We start from the raw sequence: 13,042 nt of genomic DNA, 5'->3' as shown, positions 1-13,042 counted from the left end.
CACCGGGGGTTTTCCCCACACATCCATTTCCTTTCGGCCAACCCTCCCCAAACATCTGCCCCTTGCGTAAGGCTCGACGATCGTCCGGGCTCATGTTCCGGACCGTCGCGGCCAGGGTCGATCGGCTCCGGTCGCTCCTGATCGTTCCTTTACTTACAAGGGATGCCGATGACCCACACCCCCCAGCGCGACCCCATATCGGGCACGAGACGCGCCGCCCGCATAGCCGTGGCCGCCGGCCTCGTCGCCGCGCTCGCCGCGGCCGGGCCGGTACCGGTGGCCCTCGCCGCCGACACGCCGCCCGCCGCGCCGGCCGACGCCGACGTCAAGTCCGCCGACGACAAGCTCGGTGCGGACGACGCGGACCTGCTCGCCGAGGCCAAGGCCGACGGCGCCAAGCACGTCACGATGATGATCGCCACCGCGCCCGGGAAGACCGAGCAGGTCGCCGAGCAGCTGGACGCCGTCAAGGGCGGCTCGGTCGGCCGGACCGACGACAAGCTCGGCTACGTCCGCGCCACCGTCCCCACCGGCAAGGCCGACGCGGCGATCGCCGCCGCCACCAAGCTCTCCTCCGTGCACGGTGTCGACCTGCGCGACGAGATCCCGCTGGACGACCCGACGCCCGCCGCGGACACCACCGAGCGCGCCACGGGCAAGGACCGCGGACACCGCGGCCGGACCTACAGCGGTCCCGACCGGCGGACCCCCGCGAAGAACCCGTACAACCCGTCCTTCGAGACCGGCGCCGTCGAGTTCGTCGAGGACAACCCGAAGGCGGACGGCCGCGGCGTCACCATCGGCATCCTCGACTCCGGCGTGGACCTCGGCCACCCGGCGCTGCAGAAGACCACCACGGGCGAGCGCAAGATCGTCGACTGGGTGACGGCGACCGACCCGATCGTCGACAACGACCGGACCTGGCGTCCGATGGTCTCCTCCGTCTCCGGACCGACCTTCACCTACGCCGGCACGACCTGGACGGCACCGGAGGGTTCCTACCAGGTCAGCACCTTCCTGGAGTCGTACACCACCGGCGGCGACGCGGCCGGTGACGCCAACCGCGACGGCGACACCACCGACTCCTGGGGCGTGCTCTACGACGCCGCCGCCGGCACGGTGCGCGTCGACCTGAACAACAACCAGGACTTCGGCGACGACACCCCGATGAAGCCGTACAAGGACGGCTTCCAGATCGGGTACTTCGGCACCGACGACCCGAAGACCGACGTCGCCGAGCGCCAGCCGTTCGTCGTGGAGATCCGCAAGGACGTCCCGATGGACCCCTACGGCGGTGACTGGGTCGGCAAGAAGGCCGACTTCGTCAACATCGGTGTCATCGAGGGGTCGCACGGCTCGCACGTCGCCGGCATCACCGCCGCCAACGGCCTGTTCGGCGGGCGGATGGACGGCGCCGCCCCCGGCGCGAAGCTGGTCTCCTCCCGCGCCTGCACCTGGTCCGGCGGCTGCACCAACGTCGCGCTCACCGAGGGCATGATCGACCTCGTCACCAAGCGTGGCGTCGACATCGTCAACATGTCCATCGGCGGTCTGCCGGCGCTCAACGACGGCAACAACGCCCGCGTGGAGCTCTACAACCGCCTGATCGACACCTACGGCGTCCAGCTGGTGATCTCCGCGGGCAACTCCGGCCCCGGCGCCAACACCATCGGCGACCCCAGCCTCGCCGACAAGGTCATCTCCGTCGGCGCGTCCGTCTCCCGCGAGACCTGGGCCGCCAACTACGGCTCCCAGGTGCGCACCAAGTACGACATGATGCCCTTCTCCTCGCGCGGCCCGCGTGAGGACGGCGGCTTCACGCCGACGCTGGTCGCGCCCGGAGCGGCGATCAACACCATCCAGACCTGGCTGCCGGGCGCCCCGGTCGCCGAGGCCGGCTACGACCTGCCGGCCGGCTACGGCATGCTCCAGGGCACCTCGATGGCCTCCCCGCAGGCCGCCGGAGCCTCCGCGCTGCTGCTGTCCGCCGCGAAGCAGAAGCGCATCGACCTCACCCCGGCGAAGCTGCGCACCGCCCTCACCTCCACCGCCGAGCACATCCGCGGTGTGCAGGCCTACGAGGAGGGCGCCGGCCTCATCGACATCGAGGACGCCTGGGACGCCATCCGTGACGACGCCACCGCGCACCAGTACACGGTGAAGGCGCCGGTCGACACCGCGATCGACCAGTTCCTGAAGACCCCGGGCTTCGGCACCGGCCTCTACGACCGCGAAGGCGGCCTGAAGGCGGGCAAGAAGAAGACGTACGACGTCACAATCACCCGTACGTCCGGACCGGACCGCGCGATCCGCCACGAGCTCGACATCGAGAACAACGAGGGCCGCACCTTCCGGATCCTCGGCGACGACGACATCCGGCTGCCGCTGAACAAGCCGGTGACCGTCAAGGTGCAGGCCGCGCCCGGCTCGGCCGGCATCAAGAGCGCGATCCTGGAGGTCGACGACCCGCGCACCGAGGGTGTCGACCGGCAGATCCTCACCACCGTGGTGGTCTCCGCGCCTCTGGAGCACACGTTCTCCGCCTCGGGCACGGCACAGCGCAACAGCACGACCTCCTACTTCGTCACCGTGCCCGAGGGCGCGAGGACGCTGGAGATCGCGATGAGCGGGCTGAAGGACAAGAGCCAGACCCGGTTCATCGCCATTCACCCCTACGGCGTCCCGGCCGACCCGACGTCGACGATCAACTGCTACCCGAACTACGACAACCCGGCCAACACCTGCCGCCCCGACGTGCGTTCGTACACGGACCCGCAGCCGGGCGTCTGGGAGATCGAGGTCGAGTCGCGCCGCACGTCGCCGCTGCTCGACAACCCGTACAAGCTGGACGTCGCCGTGCTCGGCGCGGCCTTCGACCCGGAGACCGTGACCGTGCCCGAGGCGAAGGTCGGCACGCCGGCCGCCGTCTCGTGGAAGGTGACGAACGAGCTCGCCGCGCTGGAGGGCAAGCTGGTCGGCGGGCCGCTCGGCTCGTCCAAGACCGACCGCCCGGCGATCGCGACGGGTGAGACGCACACGACGAAGGTCGAGGTGCCCGAGGGTGCCGCGTCCCTCGACGTGACCATCGGCAACGTCTCGGACGCCTCCGCCGACCTGGACCTGACGGTCTACGACAAGGACGGCAACCAGGTCGCCCAGTCCGCGGACGGCGACTCGGAGGAGTCGGTGTCCATCGCCTCCCCGGCGGCCGGTGAGTACACCGTCGAGGTCGTGGGCTACTCGGTCCCGGCCGGTTCCACGGACTACGACTACCTGGACGTGTTCTTCGCCGCCTCGCTCGGTTCCGTCGGCGTCGACGGCTCCGCCGCGGTGAAGCTCGGCACGGGCGACTCGGCCACCGTCTCCGGCGAGGTCACCGTCGCGGCGGCGGCTCCCGAGGGACGGGCGTTCTTCGGGCGCGTGCAGCTGGTGAACGCGCGCGGCACGGTCGCGGGCGTCGGCAACGTGGCGATCGAGAAGGTCGTTCCGTAACGGGCCGGCCGGCACGTCAGGGGCGGGCGTCCGTACGGGCGCCCGCCCCTTCGCCGTCCCTCGGCCGTCCCCCTCAGCCGCAGGTCAGGGAGCGCGAGGCGGGGAGCGAGGCGAGGATCCGGGCCCGCTCCCGGGCGATCTCCGCCTCGCCGACGATCACCGCGTCGGGGCGGTCGCCGTCGAGGGGCATGCCGACCAGTACGCGGTCGCCCGGGCTCAGCGGGGTCGCCTCGACGACGTCCTGGAGGAACGTGACCTCCTCCCCTTCGCCCTTGTAGTACCGGCTCACCCGCACGGTGACGCGCTCCGTGCCGGCGGGCGCCCCCGGCACCTGCTCCACCGCCGCCACCGACCCCTCGGCGACGAGACGCGCGCACGCGAGGTAGCGGGGGCCGCCGAAGGCGACACCGCCCCCGTCCTTGGCGTCGGCGGCGGCCTTGCTCCCCGCCGAGTCGTCCGCGCCGCCGACCGCGCCCTGCGACACGAGCCAGCCCATGCCGAGAACGAACCCGGCGGCGGCAGCGGCGACCAGCCCCCCGAGGACGGCCTTCCCGACCCGACGCCGCCCCCGGTACGGCCCACGGGAGCCATGGCCACCCACCCGGCGCCGGTTCCCCGGCACGCCGCCGGTCGCCGGCCCCACCCGGGGACCGGGCGACGTCCCGGCGCCCTCCCCCACACGGGGCTCGAGCCCGTCACCGGCCTCCGGACCACCGACCCCCGCCACATCCCCCGTCTCCGGCCCGCCCCGGAGGCCCGGCGACGTCCCGGCGCCCTCCCCCACGACAGGTTCCAGCCCCTCACCGACCCCCGGCGCACCGCCCGTCTCCGGCCCGCCCCGGGGGTGCGGTGGAGTGACGGGTCTCCGGTCGACGACGGGCTGGGGGATCGCCCCGGGCTCCTGTCCCGTCCCGGGGCGGGCAGGCGGGGAGCTCAGCGGGACGGGGGGCGTCGTCGGGTTCCCGGGTTCCGGGGAGGCTGGTGGGTGTGGCCCCGTGGTGCGGGCCGGTCCGGGGTCGGTGGCCGGCCGCTTCCCGGGGTGAGCGGCCGTGTGTCGCCCCGAGGGAGCGGCCTCCCCCGGGCCGGCGAGGGCGTCACCGATGGCCGTCAGCTGTTCGCGGAGGACCGCGAGATCGGCGACGGCCGCCGCGTGCCCGGCCAGGAACGCCGGGTCCCGCCGGGCCTCCTCCGGCAGCGGCTCGTCGAGGAGGGCGGCCATCAGAGCGTCCATGCCGTCGTACTCGGCCTCGTCGTGGGCGGTCATGTCACACCACCTCGTCATCGTGCAGGCGGGCGCGCAGCGCACGCACCGCCGTGTGCAGCCTGCTCTTGACCGTGCCCTCCGGAACGCCGAGCTGATCGGCTATGGAACGCACCGGCAGGTCGGCGTAGAACCGCAGCACCACGACCTGCCGCTGCGCGTCGGGCAGCTGGTCCAGGCCGCGGGCGACGGCCAGGGAGAGCAGGCTGGTCTCCTCGCCGGAGGGCGCCTCCGCCGGCCGCAGCGCGGCCAGCCGCTCCCCGAGCCGCTCCTGGCGGCGTTTGGCCCGGTGCCAGTCCATGGCGAGGTTGGAGGCGACGACCGCCGCCCACGCCGAGACGTCCCGCGGCGCCTCCCGGCCGCTCGCGGCACGCTCCAGCAGCCGCAGACGGACCTGCTGCACCCCGTCCGGCAGGTCCGCCTGCGGCACCCCGCCCAGTGCGAGCACCGCCCGCACCCGGCGTTCCTGCGCCGCGTCCAGCGGGTCGTCGTCGACGACGTACGACCCCCGGCCGCGCCGGGCCCTTCCGCGCAGCACTGGCCACCCCCCTCACGCTGTTTCTCCTACGACGCCGCTCCCGCCCGGAACGTTCGCGCGACTTTTCCGGATACCGCCGAGGCGTACGTCACATCTCCGTGTGGGCGAGGGCGGACCGGGCAGGGGACCTTGCGGTCCACGCCCCCCATGGGCTGAATTCCTGCAGCTCAGCGGGGTGACGGCCGAAGGTCCGCAACCTGCGCGCACCGCCCCGTCGTCCCAGTGGGCGGGCAAAGCGGCAAAGAATTGGACAGGCGGGCCGTGGTCGGCCGCATCATGGAAGAGCCTCGGCCAGGCACATCAGGTACGTATCAGGACGCAGTAGGGAGTCGCCGTGAGGGTCGGAATCGTCGGAGCCACCGGTCAGGTGGGTACGGTCATGCGCAGGATCCTCAAGGAGCGGAACTTCCCGGTCACGGAGCTGCGCCTGTTCGCCTCGGCCCGTTCGGCCGGCACCGAGCTGGACGGCGTGACGGTGGAGGACGCGTCCACCGCCGACTACACCGGCCTGGACATCGTGCTGTTCTCCGCGGGCGGCGCGACCTCGAAGGCGCTGGCCGAGAAGGTCGCCGGGCAGGGCGCCGTGGTGATCGACAACTCCTCCGCCTGGCGCAAGGACCCCGAGGTCCCCCTCGTCGTCTCCGAGGTCAACCCGCACGCCATCGCGAACCGCCCCAAGGGCATCATCGCCAACCCGAACTGCACCACGATGGCCGCGATGCCGGTGCTGCGTCCGCTGCACGCGGAGGCGGGCCTGGAGGCCCTGGTCGTCGCCACCTACCAGGCGGTGTCCGGCTCCGGTCTCGCGGGCGTCGCGGAGCTGCACGGCCAGACCCAGAAGGTGGTCGACGAGGCCGACAAGCTGACCCACGACGGTGCGGCGGTCGACTTCCCCGAGCCCGGTGTCTACAAGCGCCCCATCGCCTTCAACGTGCTGCCCCTCGCCGGCAACCTCGTCGACGACGGTCTATACGAGACCGACGAGGAGCAGAAGCTGCGCAACGAGTCCCGCAAGATCCTCGAGATCCCCGCGCTCAAGGTCTCCGGCACCTGTGTGCGCGTCCCGGTCTTCTCCGGCCACTCGCTGCAGATCAACGCCCGTTTCGCCCGCCCGATCAGCGTCGAGCGCGCGACCGAGCTGCTCGCGGACGCCCCCGGTGTCGTCCTCACCGACATCCCCACGCCGCTCCAGGCGGCCGGCCAGGACCCGTCGTACGTCGGCCGCATCCGCTGCGACGAGACGGTGGACAACGGTCTGGCGCTGTTCGTCTCGAACGACAACCTCCGCAAGGGCGCGGCGCTGAACGCGGTGCAGATCGCGGAGCTGGTGGCGCAGGAGCTGCGCGGCTGACGCCGACGACGTGAGAGGCGGGCGCCCCAGGAGGGGCGCCCGCCTCTTGTCCGTCCGGGCTGCGGCACGTCAGCCCCGCCGGACTTCGTACAGGAAGCAGCCGTGCTCGACGGCCCGTACGTGCACCAGCGCCACCGCGGGGTCGGCGAACGCCTCGCCCAGGGCCGGTGCGAAGTCCTCCGGTGCCTCCACCAGGCGCCCGCCCAGGATGCGGCCGTCGGCGGAGTAGCGGCGCAGGGTGCGGTGGGCGTGGGTGAACGGGAGGTCCCCGCCCGTCGGACCCGCGCACTCCTCCGCATGGATGAAGACGGGCCCCTGCTCGTCGTAAGCGCCCGGCTCCGCGCCCGTCTCCGCCGCCCAGCGGCGCAGGGGCGCGTACGACACGAGCGCGAGCCGTTCGCCGGGGCGGCTGCGGCGCAGGCAGCAGCGGAGCGGGGCACCGCCCTCGTCGTCGGTGAACGGGACGGCCGGGCGGCCCGCGTCGTCCCGGGCCAGCAGTTCCCGCACGACCGACGCGGGGACGGCACGCGCGCGGGGCGCGAGGGGTGTCTGGATCGTCATGTCCTCCAGGCTCGTCCGCGCCGGCGCACGCCGCTGGCGGTATTCGGACGCCGCGGTGAGACCGCCGGCGCAGGACCGACACAGGGGTATCCCCATGATCCGGCTCGGTCATCGCCTCAGCCGGATTCCGCGTGGAAGGATGGCGCAACCCACACATAACGAGGAGATGACCGCGTGCCTGGCACAAACCTGACTCGCGAAGAGGCGCAGCAGCGGGCGAAGCTGCTGACCGTTGACTCGTACGAGATCGATCTCGATCTCTCCGGCGCGCAGGAGGGCGGGACCTACCGGTCCGTGACCACGGTGCGCTTCGACGTCGCCGAGGACGGCGACGGCGCCGAGTCCTTCATCGACCTGGTCGCCCCGGCCGTGCACGAGGTGACCCTCAACGGTGACGCCCTCGACCCCGCCGAGGTCTTCGCGGACTCCCGTATCGCCCTGCCGGGCCTGCTGAAGGGCCGCAACGTCCTCCGTGTGGAGGCCGACTGCGCGTACACCAACACGGGTGAGGGCCTGCACCGCTTCGTCGACCCCGTCGACGACCAGGCGTACCTGTACACCCAGTTCGAGGTGCCGGACGCCCGCCGGGTCTTCGCGAGCTTCGAGCAGCCCGATCTGAAGGCGACGTTCCAGTTCACCGTGAAGGCGCCGGAGGGCTGGACGGTCATCTCCAACTCGCCCACGCCGGAGCCGCGGGACAACGTCTGGGTCTTCGAGCCGACGCCGCGCATCTCGTCGTACGTCACGGCGCTGATCGTGGGCCCGTACCACTCCGTGCACAGTGTGTACGAGAAGGACGGCCAGTCCGTGCCGCTCGGCATCTACTGCCGGCCCTCGCTCGCCGAGTACCTCGACGCCGACGCGATCTTCGACGTCACCCGGCAGGGCTTCGCGTGGTTCCAGGAGAAGTTCGACTACACGTACCCGTTCGAGAAGTACGACCAGCTGTTCGTGCCGGAGTTCAACGCGGGCGCGATGGAGAACGCGGGCGCGGTGACGATCCGCGACCAGTACGTGTTCCGTTCGAAGGTGACGGACGCCGCGTACGAGGTGCGGGCCGCGACGATCCTGCACGAGCTGGCCCACATGTGGTTCGGCGACCTGGTCACCATGGAGTGGTGGAACGACCTGTGGCTGAACGAGTCGTTCGCCACCTTCGCGGAGGCCGCCTGCCAGGCCGACGCGCCCGGCTCGAAGTGGCCGCACTCCTGGACCACGTTCGCCAACCAGATGAAGACCTGGGCCTACCGCCAGGACCAGCTGCCGTCCACGCACCCGATCATGGCCGACATCCGCGACCTGGACGACGTGCTCGTCAACTTCGACGGCATCACGTACGCCAAGGGCGCGTCGGTGCTGAAGCAGCTCGTCGCGTACGTCGGCGAGGACGAGTTCTTCCGGGGCGTGCAGGCGTACTTCAAGCGCCACGCGTACGGCAACACGCGCCTGTCCGACCTGCTGGGCGCCCTGGAGGAGACCTCCGGCCGCGATCTGAAGGCGTGGTCGAAGCAGTGGCTGGAGACGGCCGGCATCAACGTCCTGCGCCCGGAGATCGAGACGGACGGCAATGGCGTCATCACCTCCTTCGCCGTCCGCCAGGAGGCCCCCGCGCTCCCGGCCGGGGCGAAGGGCGAGCCGACCCTGCGCCCGCACCGCATCGCGATCGGCCTGTACGACCTCGACGAGGCGAGCGGCAAGCTGGTGCGCGGCGAGCGCGTCGAACTGGACGTCGACGGCGAGCTGACCGCCGTACCGCAGCTGGCCGGCAAGCGCCGCCCGGCGATCGTGCTCCTCAACGACGACGACCTGTCCTACGCCAAGGTCCGCCTGGACGAGCAGTCCCTGGCCTTCGTGACCGAGCACCTGGGCGACTTCGCGTCGTCGCTCCCGCGTGCGCTGTGCTGGGCCTCCGCCTGGGACATGACCCGGGACGCGGAACTCGCCGCGCGCGACTACCTGTCGCTCGTGCTGTCGGGCATCGGCAAGGAGTCCGACATCGGTGTCGTGCAGTCGCTGCACCGCCAGGTGAAGCTGGCCCTCGACCTGTACGCCGACCCCGCCGCCCGCGAGACCCTGCTGGCCCGCTGGACCGACGCCACGCTGGCCCACCTGCGGTCCGCCGAGCCGGCCAGTGACCACCAGCTGGCGTGGGCGCGCGCCTTCGCGGCGACCGCCCGCACCCCGGAGCAGCTGGACCTGCTGGAGGCGCTGCTGGCCGGTACGCAGACCGTCGAGGGTCTGGCCGTGGACACCGAGCTGCGCTGGACGTTCGTGCAGCGGCTGGCGGCGGTGGGCCGGTTCGACGAGGCGGAGATCCAGGGCGAGTACGAGCGGGACAAGACGGCGGCGGGCGAACGTCACGCCGCCACCGCGCGCGCGGCCCGCCCCACCGAGGAGGCCAAGGCGGAGGCGTGGGCGTCGGTCGTGGAGTCCGACAAGCTGCCGAACGCCGTCCAGGAGGCGGTCATCGCCGGTTTCGTCCAGACCGACCAGCGGGAACTGCTGGCGCCGTACACGGACCGGTACTTCGAGGTCCTGGCGGACGTCTGGGCCTCGCGCTCGCACGAGATGGCCCAGCAGATCGCGGTGGGCCTCTACCCCGGCATCCAGGTCTCCGGCGAAACCCTCGACAAGACGGACGCCTGGCTGACCGCCGCCGAGCCCAACGCGGCCCTGCGCCGCCTGGTCTCGGAATCCCGCGCGGGCGTGGAACGCGCCCTGCGCGCCCAGACGGCGGACGCGGCGGCGGCTTCCTAGCCGGTACGCACAGGAGGGCGCCCGGTGCCGCGACACCGGGCGCCCTCTGCCATGCGCAGCCCGGTCAACGCAGCGCGTCCCACACGCGCTCGCGCAGGCAAGCGTCCCGCATGGACGCCACGTCCCGCCACGCGGCGGCGGTGACCTCCTCGGTCTGCAACTCGACGACGTCGGCCGACGTGCGGAAGAGGAAACGGAAGTCGAAGTGCCGGTGCTCCGGCTCACCCTTGGCGGGGTTGGCCGGGATGCGGTGGGCATCGATGTGCACCGGACGTCGCCCCACCGGAGTGACCGCCGACAGCGGGATACCGGTCTCCTCAGCCAACTCCCGCTGCGCGGCAGCAAGGAGACTGCTGTCGTCGGTCTCGACATGACCACCCGGCAGAAGCCAGCGGTTCAGGGCGCGGTGATGAAGGTGAAGCACACGCCCAGCCGTATTGCCGAGGACCGCTCCGGCAGTCACATGGCCACGGAACTCCTGGCGACTGCTGAGGTCTGCGTCACGGTCCAGAAGCTCGGACAGTGCGCTCAACTGCTCCCTCTCGTCCGGGTGCGCAGTGAGATACGCGTCGAGCGTCGCACGAATGTGATCGGCGGTGATGGGCATGGAGTCTCCTCACCTGTTGAAGTAGTCGAGCCAGATTCCGGCGATGGCGGCCCGCTCGGCCGAACCGACCTCGTGCATGCCCGGGTCCAGCCCGCCACGTGCGAGGGCTGATGAGGCAGCGAGAATTTCGGCCTGTACGAGGAAGATGAACGGTCCGACGCTCGCTCCGTGGATGAAGTTGACGGCGTTGCCGCCGTTGAGCAGGTAGAAGTAGTGCCCAGTCGTCAGATACCGGGTGACGTTCGGTCCCACATGGGCCCGCTCGTACACGTCGTTCACCCCCGCGAGTTCGAGTTCGTCCTCGCTGCTGGTAACGGTGGCGACGTACGCACCGTTGCGCAGACGGCCGAAAGCCTCGTTCCGCAGCGAGAGCGCACCACTGGCACACAGGACCAGCCCCGCGTCCTCCAGCCCCGCCTCCAGCTCGCGCACCACCGCGAAGCCCTGGGAAAGAGCCTGCGTACGCCGTACCGGGTCGATGTCGTGGACCGTGACACGCACACCTTTCGCGTGCAGCAGACGCGCGATACTCGACCCCAGCTTGCCGAAGCCGATGACGAGGGCGGCGCGGCCGTGCAGGATGTCGCCACGGCTGCGCATGAGCGCCTCGGTCGAGAACACGACGGACTGTCCGACCAGGAAGTCTTCCGGTTCTTTCAGTGGTGAGCGGGCCACCGAGACGACCGGGCAGGGCAACTTGTCGATGTCGGCGTATCGGCGGTGGCCGTTCTCGGTGTCCTCGACCACGCCGACGATGCTCCCCGAGAAGTCTTCGCACAAGGCGTGGAGCGAGGGCGCGAAGTAGCCGCCCACATCGAGCAGGACGACACTCCGTCCGGCCGCCCTCGACTCGACGTACCGTAATGCGCGCTCGGGGTCGGCGAACAAGTCGCGCGACAGCTTGTCGCATACGTACCCGCGGCTCTCGACCGCCCGCATCGCCTCGGGATGGGCGGACTTCGGTTTGGGCAGCACTGCCCGGAGCTCGGTCATCTCCGCCACCGCACGGACAAACGCCGGGCGCTCGGGCAACAGATGTGTGATCAGGAGTGAGGCCGGTCTTTCGGCCGGAGCAAAATTCCCCGCGGGTGCGGGGGCAGTGGGCGGCGCGGCCCTTGCGGGGCGCGGTGGGGGGACCATCCCCGCGGGTGCGGGGAGCAGGTCGCCCGCACCATGCGGATCTGGTGCTCGGCGGGACCATCCCCGCGGGTGCGGGGAGCAGTGTGTTCGCGGCCAGCTGCCCCATGACGGGGATGGTCCCGGGTCCGGGAAATCGGAGTCGCCCTGCTGCCGCTGCTCCCCGCACCCGCGGGGATGGTCCCAGACGGGCTCGGTCGGCGGCACTCCGACAATCCTGCTCCCGCACCCGCGGGGATGATCCCGTCGTGCCCATCCCGGTGATCCCGGCCATGGTCTGCTCCCCACACCCGCGGGGATTGTCCCGCGACGACGGACGGGACCCGTTCCCCGGGCGACTGCTCCCCGCACCCGCGGGGATGGCCCCGTGCTCCGGCCCGTGCAGCCGATGACGTCCGTCTGCTCCCCGCACCCGCGGGGATGGGTCTCGCGTCCTGATAGGTGTCACGAGCTGGTAGACCTGCTCCGCGCTCGCGCAAGCAAGCGTCCCGCGTGAACGCCACGGCCGGCACGCGGCCGCGGTGACCTCCTCGGTCCTCGGTCCGGCACTCGCCCCGTGGCCCCCGCGAGCTCGGGTGCCCCGCCTCCTCCAGCTGCGCATCGCCGCGACATCCTGGGAAGGGACACCCGGTCGACGTGCGGACCGTGACGTGCACACCTGTCGCGTGGAGCAGACGCGCGACAGTGGACCCTGGTTTGCGCCGCTCAGCCTGACAGAGGAACCCGGACGCCGGTGTCGGCGGCCTCCCATGCCGCTTCGATCATGCGGAAGATGTCGTCCACGGCGGCCTGCGGGTCGTCCGCCTCGCGGGCCAGCGCGAAGGCGTCCACCACGAACCTGGCGATCGCCCGGCGGACCGTGTCGCTGCGCGGCGGGCCGGGTTCGTCGGCGAGGGCCGTCGCCAATGCCTCCGCGTGCCGCAACCGCATCGCCCCCTCGTACTCCCGCAGGGCGGGCGAGGTGTCGATCATGTGCCAGGCGGGAGCGGCGTCGTCCGCCAGGCAGTGCCGCACCAGGGCATGGATCTCGCGGCGCAGCGCGGCGACGAGGGACTCGCCGGGCGCCCGGTCGGTAACCGCGCGGGCGAGGCGCTGCTCGAAGTCCGCGTCCCGTTCGAACACCAGGGCCTCTTTGGAGGCGAAGTGGGCGAAGACGGTGGTGACGGCGACGTCGGCCTCGGCGGCGACGTCACGGATACCGACCGCGTCGTACCCGCGCTCCAGGAAGAGCCGCAGGGCAGTGTCGGCGATCTTCTGGCGGGTGGCGGCCTTCTTGCGTTCTCGGCGTCCGGACGGCTGCTCGGGCATGATCTGACGCTACCAGATGCAAAACCATAA

The 13,042-nt window shown here is 71.6% G+C and carries 9 protein-coding genes; 3 read left to right on the top strand and 6 right to left on the bottom strand.

Translation table 11 applies throughout. From position 1 onward, the window contains the following. Positions 1-168: 168 nt before the first annotated feature. A complete protein-coding gene (locus ACZ44S_RS00175; RefSeq protein ID WP_466922476.1) occupies positions 169-3,492 on the top strand; it encodes a S8 family serine peptidase in 3,324 nt (1,107 codons plus the stop codon). Positions 3,493-3,565: 73 nt separating this feature from the next. Here ACZ44S_RS00175 and ACZ44S_RS00170 read toward each other — a convergent pair whose 3' ends face one another. Together ACZ44S_RS00170 and ACZ44S_RS00165 are read right to left on the bottom strand one after the other, a co-directional pair. Further along, positions 3,566-4,756 carry a hypothetical protein gene (locus ACZ44S_RS00170; RefSeq protein WP_466922473.1) on the bottom strand — a complete coding sequence of 397 codons (1,191 nt, stop codon included), beginning with the start codon at positions 4,754-4,756 and terminating at the stop codon, positions 3,566-3,568. A 1-nt stretch (position 4,757) separates the two neighbouring features. Then, positions 4,758-5,291 carry an RNA polymerase sigma factor gene (locus tag ACZ44S_RS00165; protein WP_466922470.1) on the bottom strand — a complete coding sequence of 178 codons (534 nt, stop codon included), beginning with the start codon at positions 5,289-5,291 and terminating at the stop codon, positions 4,758-4,760. Positions 5,292-5,625: 334 nt separating this feature from the next. Here ACZ44S_RS00165 and ACZ44S_RS00160 point away from each other — a divergent pair, with 334 nt between their 5' ends. Next, complete coding sequence (locus ACZ44S_RS00160; protein WP_466922467.1) at positions 5,626-6,642, top strand: aspartate-semialdehyde dehydrogenase; 1,017 nt, start codon at positions 5,626-5,628, stop codon at positions 6,640-6,642. 69 nt (positions 6,643-6,711) lie between these two features. Here ACZ44S_RS00160 and ACZ44S_RS00155 read toward each other — a convergent pair whose 3' ends face one another. Beyond that, the gene (locus ACZ44S_RS00155) at positions 6,712-7,203 is read right to left on the bottom strand and encodes a DUF1203 domain-containing protein (protein ID WP_466922465.1); all 492 of its coding nucleotides are present in this window, start codon (positions 7,201-7,203) and stop codon (positions 6,712-6,714) included. A 174-nt stretch (positions 7,204-7,377) separates the two neighbouring features. Here ACZ44S_RS00155 and pepN point away from each other — a divergent pair, with 174 nt between their 5' ends. After that, positions 7,378-9,960: an aminopeptidase N gene (gene pepN, locus ACZ44S_RS00150; RefSeq protein ID WP_466922462.1), complete on the top strand. Its 2,583-nt coding sequence runs from the start codon at positions 7,378-7,380 to the stop codon at positions 9,958-9,960. Between the two features lie 64 nt (positions 9,961-10,024). On the opposite strand, the gene ACZ44S_RS00145 is transcribed toward pepN, so the two are convergent. The 3 genes from ACZ44S_RS00145 to ACZ44S_RS00135 all read right to left on the bottom strand — a co-directional run bounded on the left by ACZ44S_RS00145 (position 10,025) and on the right by ACZ44S_RS00135 (position 13,012). Then, entirely contained in the window at positions 10,025-10,567 is a 543-nt protein-coding gene (locus ACZ44S_RS00145; RefSeq protein ID WP_466922459.1) for an NUDIX hydrolase, read from the bottom strand. A gap of 9 nt (positions 10,568-10,576) precedes the next feature. Then, the gene (locus ACZ44S_RS00140) at positions 10,577-11,560 is read right to left on the bottom strand and encodes an adenosylhomocysteinase (protein WP_466922457.1); all 984 of its coding nucleotides are present in this window, start codon (positions 11,558-11,560) and stop codon (positions 10,577-10,579) included. Positions 11,561-12,409: 849 nt separating this feature from the next. Continuing rightward, on the bottom strand, positions 12,410-13,012 hold the full coding sequence (locus ACZ44S_RS00135; RefSeq protein WP_466922454.1) for a TetR/AcrR family transcriptional regulator: 603 nt from the start codon (positions 13,010-13,012) through the stop codon (positions 12,410-12,412). Positions 13,013-13,042: the final 30 nt, after the last annotated feature.

It is taken from the genome of Streptomyces malachitofuscus (assembly GCF_055571035.1).
Note: the sequence above shows the minus strand (reverse complement) of the source record. Positions and strands in the feature narration are given on the sequence as shown.

Excerpts from the sequence above, each read along its gene's own strand:
- ACZ44S_RS00135 (WP_466922454.1), bottom strand. The coding sequence starts at position 13,012 with ATGCCCGAGCAGCCGTCCGGACGCCGAGAACGCAAGAAGGCCGCCACC.
- ACZ44S_RS00155 (WP_466922465.1), bottom strand. The coding sequence starts at position 7,203 with ATGACGATCCAGACACCCCTCGCGCCCCGCGCGCGTGCCGTCCCCGCG.
- ACZ44S_RS00140 (WP_466922457.1), bottom strand. The coding sequence starts at position 11,560 with ATGACCGAGCTCCGGGCAGTGCTGCCCAAACCGAAGTCCGCCCATCCC.
- ACZ44S_RS00145 (WP_466922459.1), bottom strand. The coding sequence starts at position 10,567 with ATGCCCATCACCGCCGATCACATTCGTGCGACGCTCGACGCGTATCTC.
- ACZ44S_RS00170 (WP_466922473.1), bottom strand. The coding sequence starts at position 4,756 with ATGACCGCCCACGACGAGGCCGAGTACGACGGCATGGACGCTCTGATG.
- ACZ44S_RS00175 (WP_466922476.1), top strand. The coding sequence starts at position 169 with ATGACCCACACCCCCCAGCGCGACCCCATATCGGGCACGAGACGCGCC.